The 24,415-nt window shown below is 41.7% G+C and carries 27 protein-coding genes and 1 pseudogene; 6 read left to right on the top strand and 22 right to left on the bottom strand.

Annotation, left to right across the window (positions count from 1 at the left end; all coding sequences use genetic code 11):
• Nucleotides 1-47: 47 nt before the first annotated feature.
• From KHQ79_RS03450 to KHQ79_RS03410, 9 genes and pseudogenes are all read right to left on the bottom strand, one after another.
• Nucleotides 48-1,964, bottom strand: a complete 1,917-nt coding sequence (locus KHQ79_RS03450) for an LTA synthase family protein (protein WP_225514208.1) — start codon at nt 1,962-1,964, stop codon at nt 48-50.
• 115 nt (nt 1,965-2,079) lie between these two features.
• Nucleotides 2,080-3,045, bottom strand: coding sequence for a glucose kinase GlcK (gene glcK / locus KHQ79_RS03445; RefSeq protein WP_003236990.1), 966 nt, complete (start codon nt 3,043-3,045; stop codon nt 2,080-2,082).
• A gap of 10 nt (nt 3,046-3,055) precedes the next feature.
• Nucleotides 3,056-3,272, bottom strand: a pseudogene (locus tag KHQ79_RS03440) (YqgQ family protein).
• A gap of 113 nt (nt 3,273-3,385) precedes the next feature.
• Nucleotides 3,386-4,909, bottom strand: a complete 1,524-nt coding sequence (yqgP, locus tag KHQ79_RS03435; protein WP_225514207.1) for a rhomboid protease YqgP — start codon at nt 4,907-4,909, stop codon at nt 3,386-3,388.
• Between the two features lie 88 nt (nt 4,910-4,997).
• A complete protein-coding gene (locus tag KHQ79_RS03430; protein WP_003236997.1) occupies nt 4,998-5,171 on the bottom strand; it encodes a hypothetical protein in 174 nt (57 codons plus the stop codon).
• Nucleotides 5,172-5,235: 64 nt separating this feature from the next.
• Entirely contained in the window at nt 5,236-5,799 is a 564-nt protein-coding gene (locus KHQ79_RS03425) for a 5-formyltetrahydrofolate cyclo-ligase (RefSeq protein ID WP_225514206.1), read from the bottom strand.
• Between the two features lie 84 nt (nt 5,800-5,883).
• Entirely contained in the window at nt 5,884-6,033 is a 150-nt protein-coding gene (rpmG, locus tag KHQ79_RS03420; RefSeq protein ID WP_003153056.1) for a 50S ribosomal protein L33, read from the bottom strand.
• An 83-nt stretch (nt 6,034-6,116) separates the two neighbouring features.
• Nucleotides 6,117-7,196 carry a glycosyltransferase family 4 protein gene (locus tag KHQ79_RS03415; protein WP_225514205.1) on the bottom strand — a complete coding sequence of 360 codons (1,080 nt, stop codon included), beginning with the start codon at nt 7,194-7,196 and terminating at the stop codon, nt 6,117-6,119.
• Entirely contained in the window at nt 7,193-7,663 is a 471-nt protein-coding gene (locus KHQ79_RS03410; protein ID WP_119914024.1) for a hypothetical protein, read from the bottom strand. Before KHQ79_RS03410 ends, KHQ79_RS03415 begins: the two co-directional genes overlap by 4 nt.
• Before the next feature lie 179 nt (nt 7,664-7,842).
• Between KHQ79_RS03410 and KHQ79_RS03405 the strand changes: the two genes are divergently transcribed.
• Nucleotides 7,843-8,196: a hypothetical protein gene (locus KHQ79_RS03405; RefSeq protein WP_003226272.1), complete on the top strand. Its 354-nt coding sequence runs from the start codon at nt 7,843-7,845 to the stop codon at nt 8,194-8,196.
• The gene (locus tag KHQ79_RS03400; protein ID WP_019258905.1) at nt 8,193-8,657 is read left to right on the top strand and encodes an endolytic transglycosylase MltG; all 465 of its coding nucleotides are present in this window, start codon (nt 8,193-8,195) and stop codon (nt 8,655-8,657) included. Before KHQ79_RS03405 ends, KHQ79_RS03400 begins: the two co-directional genes overlap by 4 nt.
• Before the next feature lie 31 nt (nt 8,658-8,688).
• On the opposite strand, the gene pstB (KHQ79_RS03395) is transcribed toward KHQ79_RS03400, so the two are convergent.
• The 9 genes from pstB (KHQ79_RS03395) to KHQ79_RS03355 all read right to left on the bottom strand — a co-directional run bounded on the left by pstB (KHQ79_RS03395) (nt 8,689) and on the right by KHQ79_RS03355 (nt 18,186).
• A complete protein-coding gene (gene pstB, locus KHQ79_RS03395; protein ID WP_003237005.1) occupies nt 8,689-9,471 on the bottom strand; it encodes a phosphate ABC transporter ATP-binding protein PstB in 783 nt (260 codons plus the stop codon).
• Nucleotides 9,472-9,481: 10 nt separating this feature from the next.
• Entirely contained in the window at nt 9,482-10,291 is an 810-nt protein-coding gene (gene pstB, locus KHQ79_RS03390) for a phosphate ABC transporter ATP-binding protein PstB (protein WP_225514204.1), read from the bottom strand.
• Between the two features lie 20 nt (nt 10,292-10,311).
• Nucleotides 10,312-11,196: a phosphate ABC transporter permease PstA gene (pstA, locus tag KHQ79_RS03385; protein WP_003237008.1), complete on the bottom strand. Its 885-nt coding sequence runs from the start codon at nt 11,194-11,196 to the stop codon at nt 10,312-10,314.
• The gene (gene pstC / locus KHQ79_RS03380) at nt 11,196-12,125 is read right to left on the bottom strand and encodes a phosphate ABC transporter permease subunit PstC (RefSeq protein WP_060399034.1); all 930 of its coding nucleotides are present in this window, start codon (nt 12,123-12,125) and stop codon (nt 11,196-11,198) included. The genes pstA and pstC overlap by 1 nt, the downstream gene beginning before the upstream one ends.
• 68 nt (nt 12,126-12,193) lie before the next feature.
• Nucleotides 12,194-13,096 (bottom strand): phosphate ABC transporter substrate-binding protein, encoded by a 903-nt coding sequence (locus KHQ79_RS03375; protein WP_003237013.1) that lies wholly within the window; start codon nt 13,094-13,096, stop codon nt 12,194-12,196.
• 154 nt (nt 13,097-13,250) lie between these two features.
• Complete coding sequence (gene pbpA / locus KHQ79_RS03370; protein WP_225514203.1) at nt 13,251-15,401, bottom strand: penicillin-binding protein 2A; 2,151 nt, start codon at nt 15,399-15,401, stop codon at nt 13,251-13,253.
• A gap of 113 nt (nt 15,402-15,514) precedes the next feature.
• Entirely contained in the window at nt 15,515-16,807 is a 1,293-nt protein-coding gene (locus KHQ79_RS03365; RefSeq protein ID WP_225514202.1) for an MFS transporter, read from the bottom strand.
• 108 nt (nt 16,808-16,915) lie between these two features.
• Nucleotides 16,916-17,524 (bottom strand): superoxide dismutase SodA, encoded by a 609-nt coding sequence (sodA, locus tag KHQ79_RS03360; RefSeq protein WP_003237019.1) that lies wholly within the window; start codon nt 17,522-17,524, stop codon nt 16,916-16,918.
• A gap of 179 nt (nt 17,525-17,703) precedes the next feature.
• Complete coding sequence (locus tag KHQ79_RS03355) at nt 17,704-18,186, bottom strand: DUF456 domain-containing protein (protein ID WP_060399036.1); 483 nt, start codon at nt 18,184-18,186, stop codon at nt 17,704-17,706.
• A 110-nt stretch (nt 18,187-18,296) separates the two neighbouring features.
• Here KHQ79_RS03355 and KHQ79_RS03350 point away from each other — a divergent pair, with 110 nt between their 5' ends.
• Complete coding sequence (locus KHQ79_RS03350) at nt 18,297-19,064, top strand: DUF1189 domain-containing protein (protein WP_120028366.1); 768 nt, start codon at nt 18,297-18,299, stop codon at nt 19,062-19,064.
• Between the two features lie 414 nt (nt 19,065-19,478).
• Here KHQ79_RS03350 and yqgA read toward each other — a convergent pair whose 3' ends face one another.
• Nucleotides 19,479-19,907 carry a cell wall-binding protein YqgA gene (gene yqgA / locus KHQ79_RS03345; RefSeq protein WP_225514201.1) on the bottom strand — a complete coding sequence of 143 codons (429 nt, stop codon included), beginning with the start codon at nt 19,905-19,907 and terminating at the stop codon, nt 19,479-19,481.
• A 276-nt stretch (nt 19,908-20,183) separates the two neighbouring features.
• Between yqgA and KHQ79_RS03340 the strand changes: the two genes are divergently transcribed.
• Nucleotides 20,184-20,483 (top strand): LysM peptidoglycan-binding domain-containing protein, encoded by a 300-nt coding sequence (locus tag KHQ79_RS03340; RefSeq protein ID WP_225514200.1) that lies wholly within the window; start codon nt 20,184-20,186, stop codon nt 20,481-20,483.
• A 121-nt stretch (nt 20,484-20,604) separates the two neighbouring features.
• Complete coding sequence (gene ispG / locus KHQ79_RS03335) at nt 20,605-21,738, top strand: flavodoxin-dependent (E)-4-hydroxy-3-methylbut-2-enyl-diphosphate synthase (RefSeq protein WP_080010835.1); 1,134 nt, start codon at nt 20,605-20,607, stop codon at nt 21,736-21,738.
• 25 nt (nt 21,739-21,763) lie between these two features.
• Here ispG and KHQ79_RS03330 read toward each other — a convergent pair whose 3' ends face one another.
• Nucleotides 21,764-22,153, bottom strand: a complete 390-nt coding sequence (locus KHQ79_RS03330; RefSeq protein ID WP_080010836.1) for a DUF308 domain-containing protein — start codon at nt 22,151-22,153, stop codon at nt 21,764-21,766.
• A 133-nt stretch (nt 22,154-22,286) separates the two neighbouring features.
• Here KHQ79_RS03330 and KHQ79_RS03325 point away from each other — a divergent pair, with 133 nt between their 5' ends.
• Nucleotides 22,287-22,868 carry a hypothetical protein gene (locus KHQ79_RS03325; RefSeq protein WP_148981987.1) on the top strand — a complete coding sequence of 194 codons (582 nt, stop codon included), beginning with the start codon at nt 22,287-22,289 and terminating at the stop codon, nt 22,866-22,868.
• Between the two features lie 41 nt (nt 22,869-22,909).
• On the opposite strand, the gene zur is transcribed toward KHQ79_RS03325, so the two are convergent.
• Together zur and KHQ79_RS03315 are read right to left on the bottom strand one after the other, a co-directional pair.
• A complete protein-coding gene (gene zur / locus KHQ79_RS03320; RefSeq protein WP_003237031.1) occupies nt 22,910-23,347 on the bottom strand; it encodes a zinc uptake transcriptional repressor Zur in 438 nt (145 codons plus the stop codon).
• Between the two features lie 137 nt (nt 23,348-23,484).
• Nucleotides 23,485-24,366, bottom strand: a complete 882-nt coding sequence (locus KHQ79_RS03315; RefSeq protein WP_003237036.1) for a YitT family protein — start codon at nt 24,364-24,366, stop codon at nt 23,485-23,487.
• Nucleotides 24,367-24,415: the final 49 nt, after the last annotated feature.

Genomic DNA, 24,415 nt, shown 5'->3' with positions numbered 1-24,415 from the left:
TTAAAAAAAGAAAGCCTCCCGCTACTTTGATGCGGGAGGCTTTGTGATTACGATGCCTGATCAAGCATTTGTTTTTCATTTCGTTTTGACGAATTGTCCAGCCTTTTCTGATCATAAAATCGTAACAAATCTCCATATATGATTTCATCAGAAAGTAATAGCTCCTGTTTCGCTTTATCAGCAAATGCTTCACATTGTTTTGCCTCTTTTAACGGCTGTCCGGTCTCTTTATCATAACAAACACCGTCAGTATATACGACCTGATCAGTGATAAAACTCCCGTCCCGGAGCACCGTAAAGTCCAGTTTTTCATCCGAAAGCAGATCGTTTCCGAATTGAATTTGATCTTTCGTATCAATCCCTAAAAGGTTCATCAGCGTCGGCCTGATATCAATCTGCCCGCCTACTGTTTCAAAGGTTTGCGGTTTTTTATCGGTAATACCGGGAATATGAATGACAAGCGGCACTTTTTGGAGCTGAACTTCTTCAAATGGTGTAATCTCTTTCCCTAAAAATTGCCCCATCGCTTCATTATGGTTTTCCGATATACCATAATGGTCACCGTATAATACGATAATAGAGTTGTCGTATAACCCGTCTTCTTTCAGCTTTTCGATGAACCGTTTCAGCGCCTCATCCTGATAGCGCACTGTCGGGAAATATTTGTTTAGTGTCTGGCTGCTTGAATCGTATTCATCAATTAATTTATCCTCTTCATCAAGATCAAACGGGAAGTGGTTCGTAAGAGTGATTAGCCTCGAATAAAACGGCTGAGGCAGATTTTTCATCAGCTCTGAAGATTGCTCAAAAAATTCTTTATCCTTCAGTCCCCAGCCGACTGAATTTTTGTCAGTTACTTCATAGGAGTTAATATCAAAAAACGAATCATATCCAAAAGAGTCGTACATTAAATCCCTATTCCAAAAACTTTTATTATTAGCGTGAAGCACAGCTGAATAGTAACCGTTGTTTTTCAAAATCTCGGGTGCCGCGATGTATTGGTTGCCCGCATTTGTAAAAAACACGGCGCCTCGTCCAAGCGGATACAGTGAATTGTCCACGATAAATTCAGAATCCGATGTTTTCCCCTGGCCGGTTTGGTGGTAAACATTATTAAAGTTGTAGCTCTTTTTTATAAAATCATTCAGAAAAGGCGTGATTTCTTCTCCATTCACCTTTTCATTGATCACAAAGCTTTGCGTTGACTCTAAGGATACGAGTATGACGTTCCTTCCTTTTGCAGCGCCGAATAAGCTTTTGTTGGCATCTTTCGCATTAGCGGTTACGTAGTTTTCAATTTCCGTCAGGCTGTTGCTGTCAGCCAATGCCCTTTGTGCGGACTGCTTTGACTGAAGAACACCGTCGTAAATATGAAAATTAAATAGGCTGATGTTTTTAACAAGCATTTCCCTGTCAAATGAGCGCGTCAATAGCTGAGGTCTTTCCGCCTCAGACAAGCCCAGGTTGAAGAAATAAACAGAAGCAACAAACAAAAAATATGCCGCCCGTTCATTTTTCGTGGAAGGAATGTCCGATTGGAAAGCTTTTTGCCGGATGTGCAGCCATAGTAATACCGCAATATCTACAGCCAATAGGAGGTCTGTCGGCTCAAGAAGTGTTCCGATGCTGCTGCCGAGATCACCCATATTGCTCGTTTGAAAAAGAACAGGGATCGTTAAGAAATCATTGTAAAAACGATAAAAAACCATATTAGCCAGCAATACAAACGTGACAAGACAGCTCATCGCGATAATATAGCGATTTCTGTTTTTGCCTTTTAAAAACAGGCTGAAGCCAAAGATGAGCAGCAAAAAGCTCAATGGGTTGATAAACAAAATAAATTCCTGCGTTAGATTGTCAATTTTAATATGAAAACTGGTTTTGTAAACAGCATACGTTTTCAGCCACATCAATATAATGGCAATCAGCATAAATGAAATCTTCGAAAAAAACGTTTTTCGCATTTCAACCTCCTATGCAGCACGCTCAAAAAATCAGTCTATTCCCAACATTCTCATTAACACATCAAATTAAATCTTAACCTGAACATAACAAAAAATCAATTTCATTTACACAATTTTAACAATTTTGGTGTTTCAGCCATTCGTTTTTAGCGATCCAAGCGCCTCCGATAACGCCGGCATCATTTCCAAGTGCTGCAATTGAAATATCAGCAGCTTCTGCTGCCCGCGGAAACGCGCATTTGCGGAATGTTTTCTCGACTTTTGATCTCAGCAGTTCGCCGGCTTTCGATACGCCGCCGCCAATAACGATTTTTGACGGGTTAAGCGAGCTTGCCAAATTTCCGAGCACCAAACCAAGGTGTTTGGCTACATAATCCACCACTTCAAGGGCCATTTCGTCATTTTCACCCGCTGCTTCAAATACATCCCGTGCTGACAATTGTTCAGTTGCTTTTAAACGTGTCGTCTGCCTAGCATTTGCTATTTTCTCTTTTGCAATTCTTACAATTCCGGTTGCCGACGCAATCGTTTCGATACAGCCCGTTTTGCCGCAGTTGCATGGCGCTCCGCCTTCAGGAATGCTGCAAATATGGCCGATTTCCCCGCCCGCGCCATTTATGCCATGTACAATTTCACCATTTACAATAATGCCGCCGCCAACTCCTGTGCCAAGCGTCACGAGAATGACGTCTTTCGCGCCGTCACCCGCTCCCTTCCACATTTCTCCGAGCGCAGCAATATTCGCGTCGTTTTCTATAACAGCCGGGATGCCGGTTTCTGTCTCCAGATGGTTCTTTAAAGCATAGTTTTTCCACCCCAGATTTACCGTTTCATAAACGACTCCTGCCGCCATATCTACAGGCCCTGGTGCACCCATTCCGATGTATTTGATGATATGCTTCGGTTTTTGCAGCTCATCCAGCTTGCTGTCGATTGTTTTTGCGATTGTAACGGTAATGGTGTCGCCGGTTTTATCAGTCGGGACTTCCCACTTATGCTGAATTTCACCATATTGATTAATAAAAGCGAGTTTAATCGTCGTTCCTCCCAGATCAATGCCCGCAAACCATATCTCGTCCATTTTTATCACCCTAGCCTTTACATATATCTCTTCCGTTTTTTTGTTTGTTCCAATTCTTTTCGAAGGACAGCTGCCGCTTTGGCCCACTGCTCCTTCTCAATCATGTGGTTCATGTATAACTCCTTTAATTCATCCAGCATAAACTCAATTTCAAGCTCTCTGTCTCCAAAGTAAACAATGTGTCCAAACGTTTTTAACAGCTGCTGCACATCATATAATGTATTCATTTTCCTCACCATTCTTAATCTTAACTATTTAAGCGTATTCATATGGAAGCGGCCAGTCAAGAAGAAAACGCTGACAAAAAAGCCAGCCTCCCTCCTTAGGCATATTCCGCTCCCTATGATTCTTTATTATTTTCAATTTGCTGCTGGAGCTCTTTGTACCGCTGCTCCTTCGGCTTAAGTTTTACAGCCGACTTGATAGCCTCTTCTGCTTGACCAAGCTCATTTTTTTCCGCATACAGCAAGGCTAAATTGTAATATGAGGCATGATCTTTAGGTTCTTTTTCCACGACTCTTTCCAAAAGGGAAATCGCCTGATCATATTCGCCGATTTGAATATCAGAGACAGCCAAGATTTTCAAAAGATCGGCTGAGGCATCTTTTTGCTCTGCTTCTCCGTTCAGCAATTCCGTTACTTCTTCATACTTTCCTTCCTGATACAACTCACTTGCCTGCTGAATCAGGACTGACTCCTGGCGGGAAGGCGAATGCAATCCGTAATATAAAAACCCGGCCGCCAAAGCAATCAGCAAAACCGCTGACAACAATCTTTTTCCAAAGGCTCCGGCTTTGGGCAATCCAAGTGCGGCAGCTGCGAAAAAGCCGCCAATCAAGCCGCCAATATGTCCAGAGTTATCAATATTCGAAACTGCAAAACCGAAGCCAAGATTAATGATAATAATGACAATAATATTGGTTCCAATGGTTCTTAAAAACATTTTCCGATTTGACAAAGCTACATACAGCAGTGCGCCTAAGCATCCAAATATGGCTCCTGAAGCGCCCGCTGAAGGATACGGGCTGAACACAAAGCTCGCGATTGAACCCGTAACGCCAGCCGCCAGATAAATCAGCAGAAATCTGCCCGAGCCGTACATCCGCTCAACTGCTGTACCAACCGACCATAAAGCAAGCGTATTAAAAGCTAAATGCGCTATGCCAATGTGAAGCACGATCGGAGTCAGGAGCCGCCACCATTCTCCGGCTGCAATCAGACTGTTTTCCTTTGCCCCAAAAGAGACCAGCGTCTGCGTATTTGTGCTGCCCCCGTTTAGTTCAAGCAAGAAAAACATTAAGACCTGAAGCGCGATGAATACATATGTAAAGATTGGTTTTCCGTTTTGAAAAACCACCGCTTCATTTTTTCTCTGTTCTTCTTGTTTCAGTACGAGCGAAAGGAAGCGTTCTCTCGCCATTTGCGCGTCTTCAAACGAATCGCGGGCTTCTGTACATTCTTCTGCACGAATTGATGGGAAAACAGCTTGAAGGTCATCACGAAGCATCGTTCCCCTCACGATCGCCGGCTCAACTAAGACAGGTCCCTTCTCAAAAGGCTTTTCGGCGATCTCTTCCCAGTCATCAACAGGGGCTTCCGCTGAAAAAAATACATTCAGCAGCTTCATCTTGCGTCTGCCAAGTTGCTTTCTGACTTGTTCTACTCGTTCAGCCTGCTCTTCGATATCTCTTGCCATTTCTTGCCGAAAATCAATATCATGATTATAAAGGCGAACCAGATCATAAGAAGACTTGTCCGGTGCTTCCAGCCATATTTCACCTGACTCACCGGCTTGTATGACGCCATACCCGCTATTCACTAGGTGCTCCGCAATTTTCCAATATGTATACTCCAACAAATACATGTTTACCGCTCCAATGGTTTTTTTTCATTATAACAGCTGGCGCTCCGAACGCCTACTGAAAGCAAAAAATCCCGTTTTTCACGGGATTTTAGAAAGCTTGCTGTATAAACTTATTACGGATAAACGGAATTCTTAAAAAGAAATGGATAAAAGACCGCCTGATACCCGGCTGGCTGAGTACGGTATTCATAAGACGGTATCGATTTTGATAAAACATAACGGCAGAAACAGCAAAAATGGCATAAATCATAAGTTTTTTCATCTTATCCCTCCTGCCAATAGGGTTTGTCATTCTTTCTTATTTATTCTTGAATAATGAGCAGGGGTTATGAAAAACAAGACATGATCCGATCCTCTGTTATCAGCTTATGTACCGGGATGTCATGCGGCAGACGGGGGACGTGTGCAAACAGCTGGCACTCCAAAAGCAAAGAGACTGTCTTCCCTTTATAATCGCTTAAATAACGGTCATAATAGCCGCCGCCAAAGCCGATCCTAAACCCATCAGTATCAAAACAAACACCCGGAACGATCATCAAGTCAATTTGCGATGGTTTCACTTCTTTTGTTTTTTCAATCACCGGTTCAAGAAGTCCGGCGTAAACGGTTTCGAGCTGATCATCCGTCTGATAGGTGCGAAATTGCATTTTCTTCGTGTCCGGGTCACATTTTGGAATACAAACTTGTTTCCCTTCTTCCCAAGCCTGCTCAATGACGGGGCGCGTCGGTATTTCCAGCCCTCTGGAGATGGTGACGGCAATGGTGCTGGCATTTTGCCACTCCGGCAGTGAAAACAAATGCTTGTATATACGTGCTGTTTTTTGAAGAAGATCTTCACTTGATACAGCAGATAGTGCCTCCATCGTCTTTTTTCTTAATTGTGATTTCATCTCTCATCCCCCTCGGAATAGAAAAAAAGCCAGAACCTTTTTCAAAGCTCTGGCTTTTTTCTTACACCTTAAACAGCTAGGCTGTTATTTTGTTTCACGGTGTAACGTAGATTTTTTATCACGTGGGCAATATTTTTTAAATTCAACGCGGTCTGGATTGTTGCGTTTGTTCTTTTTAGAAATATAGTTACGCTCACCACATTCAGTGCAAGCCAAAGTAATATTAACGCGCATTATTTTCCCTCCAAACTAAAATCATTTACTTATTCAGACTTATATATAATACCACTATAATGGACGGAAAGCTAGGCTGTTTTTCAATGAATTGCTGAATTATTGATGATACGCTTATAAAGGTGCAAATATGATTCCGTAATAAGCCGGGGATGGTGAAGTTTGATCACTTGTTGTCTGCCGGCATCTTTTATCCGGCATGCTTTTTCCCGGTCTTTTAATAACCTGTCCAGCAGAACAGCTGCTTCCTCTGCACGCATAAAATCAACGGTGATTGCCGTTTTGTCATGAACCGCATAGTCACAAAAACCGCCCGATGGAGAAACAGCAGTCAGCACACCTTGTTCCATGCTTTCTTGCGCGGCAAGCCCAAACGGCTCATAAAAACTAGGGAATACAGCCATTTCACAGTGAGACAGAAACGCTCTGATGTCTCTTTTGTGCAAAAACGGCAGGAACATGACACGTTCCTTCAAGTTCAATACCTCAGCCAATTTCTCATAGGAGGACAAAGACGGCCCTTCCCCAGCCAGCACCAAATGCAGGTCAGGCTGACGCTGCCTCAAGATAGCAAACACCTTTAACAGATGAGAAAACCCCTTTTCCGGAACAAACCTTCCAAACGAAAATAGGAACCTTCTATTCATGCTCTTTGGTATTTCCCCCTTTTCTTCCTCCATAGATGCAGGGCTCGGGATAACGGATATTTTTTTACCTGCTGTCTTATCAAGAGACCGTTTCATAAAAGTGCTTAATACAATCAGTTCATCAGCAATTTCTATAAGGAGCCGTTCGGTCTGCAGTCGGTATGGATGCGGTGCTTCTTGGCACGCCTTCTTCCTTTCGCTTTCAAGACCATGGATTGTCGCAGCAAGCGGAAGACCAAGCTGTTGTTTCAAATAATGAGCAGCAGGGGCTGTCATGTCGTCATGGGCATGAATCAGATCAAAGCGTTCATTGCAGGATAACATATGCTGAACCATTGCAAAGTTGGCATCAGCTATGAAATCTTCAAACTGCGCATATGAAAACAGCTTCCTGCTTGGAGTGCAAACCGTTATGTTGATATGCGGTTTTAAATAGGAAATGAGACGGTTTAAATGGACCCCGAGCCCGCTTTTCGGCTCATGAGGATGTTCGAGAGTCAGCATGAGAACGTTCATCGTTCTTTTTCCCCTCTCCCATAACAGGTGTAAGCAGAAAATTGCTTCTCCCATCTGGTGTGCGCGTCCTCAATCTGAAAGCTGTTTATATCGCTAACCCCATTTTCCGCAAGATAGATGTCCTCTGTATCGGCGAGTTTGAGCGTCACATTCATAGAATTAACGATTCTGTACTCAGCCCGATATACAGCATCACCAGCCGCCTGTCCAATCGTCCATTCCCCTTTATCATATGTTGTGCGATTCGTCCTGACAGCTTCGATGCCTTTTCTTTTGATGACAATGCGCAATTCTTTTATCATATCCTGCGTTTTTTCGAAAAGCACCGCTTCAGCCAGCCGCATTGTTTCTTCTGAGATCTCCCAGCGTACGGTCAAGGTGTGAGCGTTTTGAATGATCATGTCGAATGTGTCCCTAAAAAAAGAAAGCCTATGTCGTATATTATAGAGGAATGGGTGTTTATCCATAGACTCCTACCATTCTCCTTTCCTATCGTTCACTCGGTGTCCCTATTAAACCATTACATAGAGAGGAAGCAAAGAAAGATTTCTCGACAAAATCTCGTTTTTTTCGCGAATTCCTTTAGAATCCATTGGTTTTATGGTATAAAAAAGAAGGATAAAAAAAGAATAGAAGGTGATGAAACGTGGAAATTGCTATTATTGCGTTGTTTATCGTCAGTATAGCGCTAATTGCATTCTCATATTCTCAAAGAGATCCGATGAAAGATGTAGAACAGGAGCTCGAAACACTGCAGCTTTCTGCGATGCAGGAAATTTACAAGCTCAAAAAGAAAATGACAGTGCTTGAGGAAGAATTACTGGAAACAAACCTTGTCATCCGCAAATCAAAGCATAGCGACATCAATCAAAAGATCGCCAAACAAATACTTTCTAAATATAATAACGGCATGTCTGCTGAAGCGATTGCTAAAGCTGAGCATGTATCAGTGGAAGACGTAAATACGATTATCAAAGATAACGAGAAGGTGCTCGTATGACAAAACGGGGCATTCAGGCATTTGCTGGCGGCATTATTTTAGCGACGGCCGTTCTCGCAGCTGTTTTTTATCTGACAGACGAAGATCAGGCCGCTGCTGTAAAAGAAAGTAAAACAGTAACCGAACAAGACGTGAACAATTACCTTGATTCTAAAAAAATGGTTTCTGTTAACCGTGATGAATATCAAAAACTTCTAGACTCAAAAGAGAAATCCTTGAGCAATGACAGCAGCTCAGACACGAAAACAGACAAAGTAAAAACGTACAAGCTCACCATTAAAGATGGCATGAGCACTGCAGATGTATCAGATATTCTTGAAAAAGAAGGCATCATCTCCTCGGCTCAAGACTTTAACGACTATGTCATCGATGCCGGCTATCACAAAGAAATCCGCGCCGGTGAGTTTAAAGTAAAATCAGACATGAGCTTCAAAAAGATCGTAAAAACGTTAACACGATAAAAAAACAGGCTGACTGTCAGCCTGTTTTTATTTACCCAAACTTTCCTGTAATGTAATCGAGAGTTCTTTGATCCTGCGGGTTTGAGAACATTTTATTGGTATTGTCGCATTCAACAAGCTCACCCATGTAGAAAAAGGCGGTTTGATCAGAAACCCTTGCTGCCTGCTGCATGTTATGCGTGACGATTACAATGGTATATTTATTTTTCAGCTCAAGAATGAGTTCTTCAATTTTTCTCGTTGAGATTGGATCCAGTGCAGATGTCGGTTCATCCATCAGCAAAATATCAGGATTTGTCGCTAGCGCTCTGGCGATACAAAGACGCTGCTGCTGGCCGCCTGATAACGAAAGAGCGGATGAATGCAAACGATCCTTCACCTCATCCCATAACGCCACGTCTTTTAATGACTTTTCCACAATGTCTTGAAGCTTCTTTTTATTTTTGGTGCCGTGGACTCTCGGTCCGTAAGCGACATTATCAAAAATGGATTGCGGAAACGGGTTCCCTTTTTGGAATACCATGCCGATATTTTTTCGTAAATCCACGATATCCACTTTATCCTTTAAAATGTTGCTGCCATTATAGTTCAGCTCACCTGCAAGCTTTACATTCGGCGTCATTTGAATCATTAAGTTCAGTGTTTTGATGAAGGTTGATTTCCCGCATCCTGATGGCCCGATGATCGCCGTGACCTCGTTTTCATGAATGCTCAAATTGATATTTTTTAAGGCATGATTCTGTCCATACCATAAGTTCATTCCATTGACTTGATAAACTTCCTGTTTCATTACAGCTTCGGTAGCAATACTCATTGCCGCCCTCCTATCCGAATTTCCCGTTAATATAATCCTCTGTTTTTTGCTGCTTCGGACTTGTAAAAATCTGTTCAGTCTGTCCGTATTCTACAAGCTCGCCGTTTAAAAAGAACGCCGTCCGGTCAGAAACCCGCAGAGCCTGCTGCATATTGTGCGTGACAATAATAATCGAGTATTCGCTTTTCAATTCTGTAATTAATTCTTCTATTTTTGCATTTGAAATCGGATCAAGCGCTGAAGCTGGTTCATCCAGCAAAAGAACAGCCGGCTTCATCGCAAGCGTTCTCGCGATGCATAAACGCTGCTGCTGGCCGCCTGATAATGAGAGTGCAGATGAATGCAAACGGTCCTTCACCTCATCCCAGAGCGCTGCTTTTGTTAAGCTTTCTTCCACAATCTCATCTAAAACGGCTTTATTCCGCTCTCCGGCATATTTCAATGCATGTGTGATATTGGCAAAGATCGATTTCGGAAATGGATTCGGTTTTTGGAAAACCATTCCGATTTCTCTTCTTAAGCTGACAACGTTAATATTGCTGCCCAGTATATTTAGTCCTTCATAAAGGATTTCACCTTCAGCTCTTGCAGAAGGAATTAAATCATTCATTCGGTTAATATTTCTCAAAAAAGTAGACTTTCCGCATCCTGACGGCCCAATCAAAGCGGTCACCGCGTTCTTTTCAATATCCATATTCACGTGGTGAACTGCTTGTTTATTTCCGTAAAATATAGACAGATCTTTCACTTCAAGCACGTGGCGCTGCTTCGGAACGAAAACAGCACGCTCAGGCTTTTCTTTTACCATTTGTTCAGACATGTTTTTCGCCTCTTTCCGTTCTAATTTGCCGTAAGCTTTTTGTAGATCATCGTGCCAAGCCATCTCGCTGCAAGATTAAACACAAGAACAGAAATCACCAGCACCGCAGAACCTCCGTTGGCAATCGCTTCAGCATCCGGAATCATTCCTTGCGTATTTACGTTCCAAATGTGCACCGCCAGTGTTTCAGCGGGCCTGAAAATATTAAGCGGCGATGTTTCAGAAAACGGGTTCCACTCTGTAAAATTAAGACGTGGCGTTGTCAGACCGGCTGTAAATAATAGTGCCGCCGCTTCCCCGAACACCCTTCCTGACGCTAAAATCGCTCCTGTGATGATAGAAGGGATCGCACTTGGAATTAAAACTGTTTTTACGGTATGCCAGCGTGAAACACCTAAAGCGAGAGATGCTTCCTTCAGATCTTTAGGGACTGTACGAATCGCGTCTTCTGTCACACGCACCATGACAGGAAGGTTAAAAACAGTTAACGCAAGCGCACCGCCTATGATCGTATATCCCCAGCCTGTTAAGTTGACAAACATCAGTAATCCAAACATCCCAATGACAATAGACGGAAGAGATGAAAGCACCTCTATACATGTTCTGATGAAATCAGTCACTTTGTTATTAGGCGCGTACTCAGCCATGAACACTCCGCCGCCCACACCGAGCGGGATTGTAATCAGCATGGTAATAAACAAGATATAAAAGGAGTTAAACAGCTGGTCGCGTATTCCTCCTCCAGCTGCAATAGCACTCGATTTTGTTGAAATAAAGTCGAAGCTGAGCTGAGAAACACCGTTGATAATAATATAGGAAAACAAGCCTACTAGAATTGCAGCGATAATGGCTGCACACAAACCAAACATTCCAGTCGCCAGTTTATCTGTTATTTTGCGGTTCATTACACTTTCCTCCTAGATGACAAGTAGCGAATAAGCAGGATGAACAAGAATGACATCACCAGAAGCACTAGCCCCATTGACCAAAGCGTATTATTTTCAACGCTGCCGTACGTGGTGTGGCCCATGTTCAGCGTGATGATCGTTGTCAGTGTTCCGGCAGTGTCAAACAGGCTTTCCGGCAGTACTCTTGTATTTCCAATGACCATCTGAACAGCCAAAGCTTCACCAAACGCCCGTGCCATACCAAGTACAACAGCTGTCATTAATGTTGGAAAAGCTGCAGGCACAAGTACTTTTCTGATCGTCTGCCATCTTGTCGCACCAAGCGCGTAAGAACCTTCTCTTAAACTCTTCGGAAGAGAAGCCATTGCATCAGCAGAGATTGATGTGATGGTCGGCAGAATCATGACGGAAAGGACAATCGTTCCAGCCAATAAACTGTGCCCTGTCCCGCTCGATTTGAATTGGGCGATAAACGGCACCAATACTGTAAGACCTATGAATCCATAAACAACAGATGGAATGCCGACTAAAAGCTCAATCACCGGCTGCAGCACTTTCTTTCCCCAATTCGGCGCAATTTCTGTCATAAAAATCGCACCTGCAATGCCAAGCGGCGCAGCAATGAGGGCAGAAAGAATCGTTACTGCAAATGATCCAAAAATAAATGGCAGCACACCATATTTCGGATCAGCATCTGTAGGGTTCCAATTTAGACTCGTTAAGAATTCAATTGGGCTTACACCATTTACAAGAAAAGATTGCAGCCCCTTAACGCCGAGGAAAATGGTGATCGCAACAGATGCCGCAATCATAATAAGCGCACAAGCTGTCACAATCATTCTTCCCCGAACTTCATCCAATTGCCGATTTTGCCTTGAGCTGATTAAACGCTCGCTCACAGACATATTTTCTCTATTGTTTATCATTGTTTTACACTCCTATGAATGTGTTAAGAGGAGAAACGGTTGTCCCCGCACTCCTCTTTTTATTAAGATCAGCTTTGCTTCCCGTTGGCATCGCGTGTCACTTTCATATCAGTAACCGGAATGTAGCCTTGGTCAGTAACAATGCTTTTTTGAATGTCTTCACTCTTTAGATAATCTAGAAATTCTTTAGCTAAATCTGTCGCTTCACCTTTTGTATAAGAATGTTGATAAGCCCAGATCGGATACTCGCCAGTTGTCACATTTTTTGCTTCAGGTTTTACACCATCAATAGATAGAGCAGTTACTTTGTCATCTGTTAAATATGAGAATGCAAGATATCCAATCGCTCCCGGAGTATCAGCAATGATTTTTTTCACAGTGTTGGAGGAATCTTCAGTAATGCCTTCTGCAGGTTCTTCTCCGTCAAGCGCATATTTCACAAATGTAGCACGTGTGCCAGAAGAATCAGGACGGTTTACAAGTGTAATCTTTTGGTCTTTGCCGCCAAGCTCTTTCCAGTTTTTGATTTTACCAGTGAAGATTTTTTTCAATTCATCTTTAGAAATATCCTTCACACCAGCATCAGGGTTTACAGCTGCTGCCATACCAACGACTGCGACTTGATGATCGACAAGTGCTTTTGCATCGATACCTTCTTTTTCTTCAGCAAAAACGTCTGAATTCCCGATCTGAACAGCTCCTTCAGAGACTTGAGAAAGCCCTGTTCCAGAACCGCCAGCTTGCACCTGTATATCAGCATCAGGGTTTTCTTCCATAAATTTTTCTGCGGCTGCAAGTACTAATGGCTGCATAGCCGATGAACCAGAAATGGTTAAAGAACCTGATGCCTTTCCTTCTCCTTTTGCAGAATCGCTATTCGATTTTTCACTTTCTCCTGCATTTCCGCATGCAGCTGCAATGATCATAAAAGCAGCCATTAGAAGCATAAGCACCAATTTGTTTTTTTTCATTTCCTGAATTCCCCCTGCGTATAATGTGTAATTTGTCCTACACGTATAGAGTAAAGGTTCTATGTAAAAAGGGTTTGAACCGAATGTTAAGGTTTTGTAAATCAATGCGTTTTTTTGTATAAAAAAAACGCCCACATCATGTGAGCGTTTCTTTTTAGTTATCAGAAGACGTTGTGTTCTCTGCATTTTCTTCGATTTTATCTTTATTCTTTTGTTGCGTATCTTCTTTGTCCTGCTTCGATTTCAGCTCAAAATATTTATCCATTACCTCTCTGCCGATTTCGTTTGTAATTGAGTATCTTTGATTGTAATCAATGTAAGTCCAAGGAACTACGACAGAAATAGCAATCTCAGGATTGTCAGCTGGTGCATAAGCCACAAGCGTCGTATTATAAGTGTCTGTTCCTGTTTTTGATTTATCCGGTCCGTCGTAAAATGATTGGGCTGTTCCTGTTTTTGCAGCTGGTTTATACGATGCTGAAGCCAGTTGACCTGCAGCTGTCCCTTTAGTGGCAACCCGTCTAAAACCGGCTTGGACCTCTTCAATATAGCTACTCTTCATATCGACTTTATTCAATACTTCAGGCTGAACAGAATCAACGACTGCGCCGATCCCTTTTTTCGCATTTGAATCTCTGACTTCCTTTACAAGCTGAGGCTTCATGCGGTAGCCACCATTTGCTATGGTGGAGACATATTGAGCCAATTCCAGCGGTGTATAAGTATCATACTGTCCAATGGCGAAATCAAGCAAGAAACCAGATAATCTGCTTGTACCTTTATATCCCGTCATTTCATTTGGTAGATCAATTCCTGTTTTTACTCCTAATCCAAATTGACTGAAATAATTTCTGAAGGTATCAAATGCAGAAGTATCCAAAGGCAATGCTTGGTGAGGTTTATATTCACCTTTACCAACTGCAATAGCTGTTTTAAACATAAAAACGTTTGATGACTTCTCTAATGCAGTTTGAATACCAACCGGCCCTAAGTTTTGCCAAGATTTTTTCCCTCTTTTATCCTGGCCGATATACAATGGTTCATCCTTAAATACGGTATTCAAATTAATCGCTCCAGTTTGAAGACCGGTCAAAACGGTTGCACCTTTTACAGCTGATCCCATAGCGTAGGATGAAGTCATGGCTCCTAATGCATAATCATCAAACTTATAGGCTCCATTTTCTCGTTTAATCTGCTTCCCTGCCATTGTCAGCACTTCGCCGTTTCTAGGGTCCATCATGACAACGAATGCACGATCCAACAATTCGGTACTAGGTCTTGCTTTAGCAGCTTTAAGTTTTTTCTCAATAATTTTTTCCACTGATTTTTGCAAATCAATATCAATTGTTAGTACAAGATCTTTCCCGGCTTTGCCTTCAGATACCGTTTTTGTTCCCGTGACATTGCCTTTTGAATCTGTGATATTTTCGACTTTTGCTTTTTGGCCCTGCAGAAGGCTTTCGTATTGGTATTCCAGATAGCTTTTTCCGACCCTGTCATTTCGGCTGTAGCCAAGCGATAGATAATGGTCGAGCAAGTTGGACGGCAATCCTTCATCAGAGCTGGAAACACTTCCGAGCACTGAGCGAAGAAGGTTTTTATATGGATATTCACGTTCCCAATCGGACGTGACGTCAACTCCAGGCAGTTCGTCTAAATGTTCACTTACCACTGCCATTTCCTTCGCTGATACATCCTCATTTTTAATATATTGAGGGGTCAAAGCATAGCCTGAATCCATACGCCTTTTGATAGCAAGGATCTGCATATCTTTATCCGTCAATTCATTCAGCTGCTTATCAGTAATCCGTTTTAGCTGAAGCTGGTATAAATCGTCATCGGATAATTTTTTGTCTTCAACCTGCTGTCTTTCTTTAGAGCTAATGAGCTTTTTCGCTTCTTTCGGTCTAGTCAAAATCCAATAATCTTTTTTATCCCGTTCTGTTACTTTTTTTGTATCAACTTTAATCATATCAGACAGCTTTTTTGCGATCTTTAAACGCTGGTCTTGCGTGGTCGATTTAGATCTGGTGTATGTGATTGCATTTAAAGCCTTATTTGTCACGATGGCATTAAAGTTTCGATCATAGATTTTTCCGCGCGGCACCGCCGAGCTGACTTCACTTTGTTCCTGCTGATTGGCTTGGTTTTTGTAATCATCGCCTTGTACGATCTGCTTGATGCCTAATTCCACAATGATCCAGGTGAATATGACAAAGGCAGCCAAGAATAAAATATTCAGCCGGATCGGAAGCGACTTCTTTTTCTCTTTATGATTTTGCTTTTTTGGTTTATTTCTCCTCATAACATCACCTTTTTCTATTTACAGAAAGAAAAGACACTCAAGTAAGAGTGCCAGTTTTCATTCTAAAGGTTTTTTCGACTTTTTTCTACAGATAACCCCTTTTTGACAAAAAATTATCTTTCGCCTTTTAAAAGATTCGGTTCAGTTACCCGTTTTTGGCCGTCTTCTTCCATGGTTTCATTTTCCTCTTCTTTCTCCTTAAAACGGATATCCTTAACAAAGTAATAGATCAGCGGATGTCCTATGCCCAATATAGCGAGTGACAAAGGAATTCCCACATCCTCTTTCAGAAGGGCCACGATCAAGAGAAAGCATAAAATGGAGACAATCCTGCCGGCGTTTAAAAACAGTTCCCTCAGCACGATATATTCAATTCTTGCTTTTCTGGCATGCCGCGCCCGGCCTATCACATCATATGTAAGTGATACATATGGCACGAGCAAAAGAGGATAGCCGATGGCAATAAAAACGCCGTACGTCAATAATGTCGTAAAGCTCATATGAAACAGAATCAAAAACAGCGCGCCATACAGAATAAGACCGCCCAACAAGATTGATTTTTTTCTGGCCTTTTTCTTAATCAGCCTGGATGCAAAGTAGTAGGCAAAGAAGGAAACAGCTGAGTTGACAAGGCCGAATGTGCCGAGGGCCAGTTCGCTGTTTGTCTCAATAAATACAAATACACTGATTAAGAAGACAAAAATCCCTTCTCTCAAGCCTTGAAAAAAATGCGCATTCGTAATTCTCCGCCAATTCATATTGCTATGGCGCTCTCCAAATACTTTGCTCAGCATAAAACGGCCCTTTGATTCTCTCCGTTTTAAAAAAAAGCTCATCACGACAGCCAAGGCAAATAAACTGAGGGAGAGACTGAAAATTAATGTGTAACCCGTATTATTTTCAAGCCTTGAGATAACAAATCCCGCTACAATCGGACCGATCATCCCTGCAGAGGAAGACAGAATGCCCATAAATCCGTTGAAAAAGTCTCGCGTCTCCGGCTCTGTTATTTCAAAGGTCAGCACGTTAAACGCTAGCCAATAAAAGCCATAGCCCACTCCGAGCACCGCACCGATCAGCACGAGCCGGCTGGCCGCCGTTTCTCCGGCTAAAAGCACACTTAAATAAAAGGCAGCTAAAAAAATGACGCCGAACCTTAAAATGAACACCCTGTCTATTTTTTTGGCTAACCGTCCAGCCAAATAAAAGGTTAACGGCTGCATTGTCACAATGGATAAATTATATATCGCCAAATCAATAAATTTCCCTGACTGCTTCCAAAGGTACACATTAACAAATGTATTGGACAATGCAATTCCCAGCGAATAAAGCCCGCCAATGGTCAGCAGAAAGAGTAACCCTTTGTTTACGTCTACATCGCCAATTACTTTTTTTAGTTTGCTCATTACTGACTCCCCTTTACTATCCCTTAGTCTGTCTCACTCAAACCGAGATATGTAAAAAGAAGACAGAAAAAAACAAGGCCCCCCCTATTGAGGACCTTGCTTGTGTCATTATTTTGCTTCGCTGTATAGACGAGCCACTTCGTCCCAGTTCACAACTTTCCAGAAAGCTGAAATGTAATCAGGACGGCGGTTTTGGTAGTTAAGGTAGTAAGCATGCTCCCAAACGTCAAGTCCTAAGATAGGCGTTTTACCTTCAGAAAGCGGAGAATCTTGGTTTGGTGTGCTTGTGATTTCAAGTTTACCGTTGTTCACAACAAGCCATGCCCAGCCAGAACCGAAGCGTCCAGCTGCTGCAGCTGCGAATTGCTCTTTGAATTTGTCAAAGCTTCCAAATACACTGTTGATCTCCTCAGCAAGCGCGCCAGTCGGCTCGCCTCCGCCGTTTGGAGATAAAAGTGTCCAGAATAATTTGTGGTTCGCGTGTCCGCCGCCATTGTTGCGGACTGCAGTGCGGATGTTTTCAGGAACAGAATTAAGATCTGCAACAAGCTCTTCAACTGATTTGTTTGCAAGAGCCGTGTTTCCTTCAACCGCTTTGTTTAAATTTGTAACGTATGTGTTGTGGTGTTTCGTATGGTGAATAGTCATAGTTTCCTTATCAATATGCGGTTCTAAAGCATCGTACGCATAAGGTAATTCTGGAAGTTCGTAAGCCATGATAAATTCCTCCTTAATATATATGTACTGAAATGCCGCTTCACAGCGAGCCTTTCTTCATTCAATGTAACAAAAGAACGCTGTGTAATCAATGAAAATGCTCACATTTTGGCTCATTTCAGCGGACATATTTCACTTTAACCGATAATCCGCCCCATTAAACCTGCCGCCCGCAATTCTTATAGGACCGTCCATAAAAAATATCCGATCATCAAAAGCTGTATGATGCCCTTTGCAATCACCCCTGTTAAAAAGCCGATGAGTGAGCCGAGACCAATTTTAAACGCTGACTTTAAGTCCTTTTGATGAACGATAAGTTCTGCACAAACAGCCCCGATAAACGGCCCTAATATGATCCCCGCAACCGGAATGACGAAAGGCCCGATTAATAAACCGATCGTGCTTCCCCATATGGCGGCTTTGCTTCCGCCAAACCTTTTTACTCCAAGCAGATTAGACACGTAATCCGCGGCGAATAATACTGCGGCAAAAACAGCTTCAACGAGCCAGAACATATATGAATACGGACTGAACGAAAACAAAAATCCGTACAACACAAAGCCGGCAACGATAAATACTACGCTCGGAATAACGGGATACACCAGCCCTATAAAAGCGATGACAAATACCGCCGCAATCAACAGCCAATATAACATATCCATAAAATCCATCCTCCCTTTTTACATCTATCTTCTTCATGTCTTCCTTGTATTCACACGCAGGCAACGATACAATAAGCAACATATATTAGTATAGCTAGGAAGTGAAGATAGTGAATGTATTTCAGCTTTTCATTAAAAGTACATACTCTCCCCGTGATATTGCAAAAACAAGATTTCAAGGAATCGGAAAAGCGATTCTTTATGTATTTTTGCTCTCTGTCCTGTTTGCAATCCCTACCGCTTATTATGTAAGTACAGGGACCGTAAAATCAATGAACGGCTTTAAAACTGTTTTAAACAAAGATTTCCCTGATTTCACAATTTCAAACGGCAAACTTCAAACGGATGAGAAAAAAGCAACGGAATCTCAAGCAAATGGTTTCGTTATCGTGTTCGATCCGACAGACTCCTATGGCACTGAACAAATTGAAGCAAAGCAAAACGCAATCGGCATCCTTCAGAACAAATTTGTTTTGGCCATTGACGGACAAGCCCAAGAAATGTCTTACTCAATGATGCCGTCAGAGTTACAGAAAAAAGATGTCATTGCAGGTTTAAACCAAAATAAAGCGATGATTGTAACTGTTCTCTCAGCTCTTATTTTTCTCGTAACAGCAGCGGGAAAATTTATTGAAGTATCGTTTTTAGCGCTTATCGGGTTAATCATTAAGAATTCGCAGAAAAAACATTTATCCTATCATCAGCTCTGGAAGCTTTCTGCTTATTCCATCACCCTTTCAACTGTATTCTTTACAATCATGCGGGCATTAGAAGCAACCGTACCAAGTGAATTTTTGCTGAACTGGTTTGTCAATTTTGTCATCCTGTTTCTCGTTTTAAAAGAGATTCCGTCCAAAAAAGTAATTAATAAAAATTAAATTATATTTATTTTTATCCTTTAAGTAGAGAGTGTGAAAGCATTCGCATTAACTTTTTACTTAAGGGATATTTAATAAAATGTATAGAGCTTAACAGATACATTTATAAAAAAAGCTCTACAATCACTCAAGAACAAGCTCTGGACAATAACATCAGAAGTAGTAAGATGTAACATGAAAGGAGTTCTTAACAGCATTTGACATATGTTTTTAACAAAATAAGAATAACGTTAAATTTTAACTAATATACTAGTTAAAATCATATGGCAAAATATTTTGCATCCTTTCACAACATAATTACATAAGATAGTTGCAATTTAAAAAGCCAGGTACCAATAGGGCACCTAGCTTTCAGAATTAAATCATCAACAAGTTAGAATTATCTTCTTTCCTTCTATCCTCATTGTTGAACTGTTATCTTTTTTGTGGATTTATGTATACAAATGCAGCTCCCTTAGCTTTCCCCTTATACACTGATAAACCTACTGCCCAAGGTGTTCCTGTCGGTTTTGGTAATTTACTGAAGTAAAACTTTTTGGTTGGAGTTCTACTTGAAAAGTACCCCGAATATTGCGGGCCAATGTCCCCACCCTCAACTATAGATACACCAAAGCTCTTATAATTTAGTTTACCGCATTTTCCATTTGTTTCGGCGTAAGCATCAATAGATGTTGCACTCTTAGTATATGTATAAGCATCTGTAATAACTCTTATTTTACAACCAGAAATACCACTTACCGGTTGCCAACCACTGCTTGCAGCCTCTGCTTTTTCTTTAGGTGCCACTACCAAAGTTAACATAAGTAGCAAAATTAAAAACACAGAAAATTTTCCTAGCTTCATTTTGTTGATCCTCCTTTAAACTATTACATAATTATTCTAACAAATCCATGGTTCATTGTAAATAATGGAATACGAGTTTTATATTATAAAAGCCTCTTTTTGATCTAATTTTGCACTATTTTCTATTTTCTATCTGAAGTTAATGTTTAGTCGAAGAAATCCTGTCAAAAAAGCGCCTGTATAAAAACCGAGCATTCGCAGTCTCTTTTCTTTTGTCATGAATCGAAATGGACAAGCATACTATAGTATAAAATTTCGTATGCGGGAGGAAAAGCGATGAAGCGTCTCACTTTTGTATGCAGCATTCTTTTTATTCTTTTTATTCTTTTTTATGATCTTAAAGTTGGAACGATCCCCATCCAGGACCTCCCTGTCTATGAAGCATCAGCAAAAACGGCTGTACAGGAACCTGCGTATAAAACGGTGAAGGTAAAGCCGGGTGACACCGTTATGTCAATTGTTGGACCAGCAGGTTCTCCTGACGACATTGTAAAGGATTTTGAAGCACTGAATCCGAATGTGAAAGCCAACGCCATTCAAGCCGGTACAGCGTACAAATTCCCGGTCTACCCTTAATTAACGTTAATTTCTTGTCAGTTCGGCGAAGACACTGTTACAATGTAATTTGTAAAATAAATTCACATAAACCATACTAGAATTGTTATATCTAGAAGCGGCAACTACAATTAAGGAGCGATTGCAAGTGAGTGAAATCACACATCGTACAAAAACGCGTCCCGTCAAAGTGGGACCTTTAACAATAGGCGGCAACAATGAAGTTGTCATCCAAAGCATGACAACAACAAAAACACATGATGTAGAAGCAACAGTTGCGGAAATTAACCGTCTGGCTGAAGCCGGATGCCAAATCGTCCGGGTAGCATGTCCGGATGAACGGGCGGCAAATGCCATTGCGGATATTAAAAAACGCATTTCCATTCCGCTCGTTGTTGACATACATTTCGATTATAAACTTGCGTTAAAAGCCATTGAAGGCGGCGCAGATAAAATCCGAATCAACCCAGGCAACATCGGCCGCCGTGAAAAAGTCGAAGCGGTCGTTAAAGCAGCGAAAGAAAAAGGGATTCCGATCAGAATCGGAGTAAACGCTGGTTCACTTGAAAAACGGATTTTAGAAAAATACGGTTATCCGACAGCCGACGGAATGGTAGAGAGCGCACTTCATCACATTAAAATTCTTGAAGATCTTGATTTTCACGATATTATTGTCAGCATGAAGGCATCTGACGTCAACCTTGCGATCGAGGCTTATGAAAAAGCAGCGAAAGCATTTGACTACCCGCTGCACCTCGGGATCACTGAGTCAGGAACACTGTTTGCCGGCACAGTAAAGAGCGCAGCAGGACTCGGCGCGATTTTAAGCAAGGGCATCGGGAACACCATGCGTATTTCATTAAGCGCAGATCCTGTAGAAGAAGTAAAAGTAGCAAGGGAGCTTCTGAAATCTTTCGGCTTAGCCTCCAATGCTGCCACACTCATCTCATGTCCGACTTGCGGCCGTATTGAGATTGATTTGATCAGCATCGCCAATGAAGTGGAAGAATACATTTCTAAGGTGAAAGCGCCGATTAAAGTCGCTGTTCTCGGCTGTGCAGTAAACGGACCTGGTGAAGCGAGAGAAGCTGATATCGGAATCGCCGGAGCACGTGGTGAAGGACTGTTGTTCCGGAAAGGAAAAATTGTCCGTAAGGTTCCAGAGGAAACAATGGTAGAGGAACTCAAGAAAGAAATCGACATTCTTGCTGAGGAACACTACGCAAAGCTTGAAGCTGAAAAAGCAAAACTAAAAGAAGAAACACAAAAAGCTTGACGGGAACCCGTCAAGCTTTTTTGTGTTAGAAAAATGGAATAATAAATATTCCAAGCACTAATGAGACGACACCGATACCCATCGCCCAAGCTCCTAGGCCTTGGGCACCTCTTCTTCTTGCGATATAGCCGACAATAATACCGGCAGCTCCCAATAAAACAGGCAGTACAAACAATGAAATAATGGACAAGGCTAATGCAATATAGCCTATTCCCCGCCCTTCATTGACATTGCCGTCGCTGCGGTCATTGTCTCGGTCATTGCTGCGGTCAGTAGCACGGTAAGGCTCTGCGATTTCAGCAGCCGTTTCCTCAAAAAAACCATCGTTGTCGCGGGTAATATTTGATCCTTCAGAACCATGATCTACATAGTAGCTGTTGTTATCACGTTTTTCGTAATCGTTTGCCACCTTCAATTCCCCCTTCTGTTTTTATTAAAGGAGCTTTTATAGTTTGATCTATTTTGCCTGATTCATGTTTGCTAAACTTTTCTGTTAATGTCAATTGTTTATGTTACACTGGAAGGGATGAAACTGAAGGAGTGTGGGCATGTTACGCTTAGGAATAGATATTGACGGCACAATCACGGCTCAGGATACATTCGTCCCTTATTTGAACCGCTCGTTTAATCTTTCCATTTCATTAAACGATATGACGGATTATGATTTGACAAAGCTGTTAAACATTACGCAGGAAGAATTTTGGGATTGGATGAATCAAAATGAAGCCATCATATATAAGGAAGCATTGCTTGCGCAGCATGCAAAACAGTCACTTGACCTCCTCAAAGAGGAGCACAAGCTTATTTATATTACAGCGAGACGGACTCATTTAACTGATATTACTTATGAATGGTTTGACAGACAAAATATTCATTACGACCACATCGAACTCGTTGGCGGTCATCATAAAGTTGAGGCAGTCAAAAAACACAACATTGACTTGTTTTTTGAGGATCATCACGGAAACGCAATGATGATTGCGAAAGAAGCCGATATACCGGTGATTTTATTCAATTCCCCTTATAATCAGCTTCCGCTTGATTCAAACATCATCAGAGTCAGCAACTGGCTTGAAGCCGTTCAATGGATTAACAAAAATAAACATCATATCATACGTGTCAATAACTGAAAAAGGAGCCCACACGGGGCTCCTTTTTCTCATATAAGCAATTACGCAGTAGTGTTTTCTTGGTTTTCCGCTGTACAATCAGGGCATGTGCCGTAAATCTCAAATTTATGTCCGCTGATCTGATAGCCATCCAAATCATCACAAAGCTTGTCCATCGGGCATGATTCAATTTCTTTTGTTTTGCCGCAGGCAAGACAAATAAAGTGATGGTGATGGTGGGTAAATGAACACTTAAATCGGAAGAGTTTTTCACCGGACAGCTCAGTTGTTTCCAAAATACCAAGTTCTTCATATAAAGAAAGGTTTCTGTAGATTGTATCAAAGCTTAAGCCGGGATAATCATCATTTAATGCAGACAGTACGTTTTTAGCGGTAAGATACCTGTCTGAATCAGCAAAAAGCTGCAGCATATCTTCACGTTTATTTGTATATTTATATCCGTTTTCTTTCAGTAGGTTCAGCGCTTCTTGTACGTTCATGAAGGGTCCCCCTTTTCGCTTTGCTTAAGAACGTATCACATGTATGAAAAAGAAAATGGCAGCTGTCTGACCAGCAAGCCATTTTCTTTACTGCAGATAAAATTATACCCATAAAATGAATAAAAGTAAATGAAAGCCTAGTGGATTGCGTTTTTGAATTTTCCGCCTCTCGTTTCATGCGTATTCATAATCGTAATGAATGCATTTTGATCGACTTCAAACACGATCGATTTTAGCTTAGTCACTTCCAGCCTTGTGACAACCGCGTAAATCACGTCCTTTTCTTCGTCCGTATATCCGCCTTTCCCCTTCAGCTTGGTTGTTCCGCGACCGAGACGGTGCAAAATCGCGTCGGAAATCTCATCATACTGATCAGACACAATAATGACAGCTTTTGTTTCATCAAGCCCCTGGATCACGGCATCAATGGTTTTCATCGCAATATAATAAGTCATGAAAGAGTACATCGCTTGCTCAGGACCGAACACAAAACCAGCCCAAATGAAAATGAATACATTGATGAGCATGACGAACTCACCAACTGAAAATGGCAGCTTTTTCGTCAGCAAAATACCGAGAATTTCTGTACCATCCATTGAACCTCCGTTTCGAATAACGAGCCCGACGCCAAAGCCGAGCAAAAGGCCTCCGAACACAGTGGCCAAAATAGGCTGAGTTGTAATGGCTTCTACATGGTGAAGCGAGGATTCAATAACGGCAAGCCCGACAATTCCAATCATCGTAGAGACAAGGAAGGTCTTACCGATATATTTATAGCCGAAGATCATAAAAGGAATATTTAAAATGACAACGAATAAAGCGAAATTCAAAAAGGGGTTTGACATAAAGAGGTGGTCTAAAATAAGTGATACACCGATAATCCCGCCATCAATAAAATCGTTAGGAATTAAAAATAATTCAATACTTACAGCCGCAGATGCAGCTCCTGCCAGAATCATGAAGACCCTGAAAATAAAATGGGAAAATGTTTCTCTCTTATGTTGTTTTGTTGGGGTCATAAAATCTCCTTTCCTGCAATAACTATTTTAAATACATTATAAATCTATT

The sequence above is a fragment of the Bacillus sp. TSO22 genome (genome assembly GCF_020223595.1).
In the GTDB taxonomy this organism is placed as follows: domain Bacteria; phylum Bacillota; class Bacilli; order Bacillales; family Bacillaceae; genus Bacillus; species Bacillus inaquosorum.
This window is presented reverse-complemented; position numbering and strand designations above follow the sequence as displayed.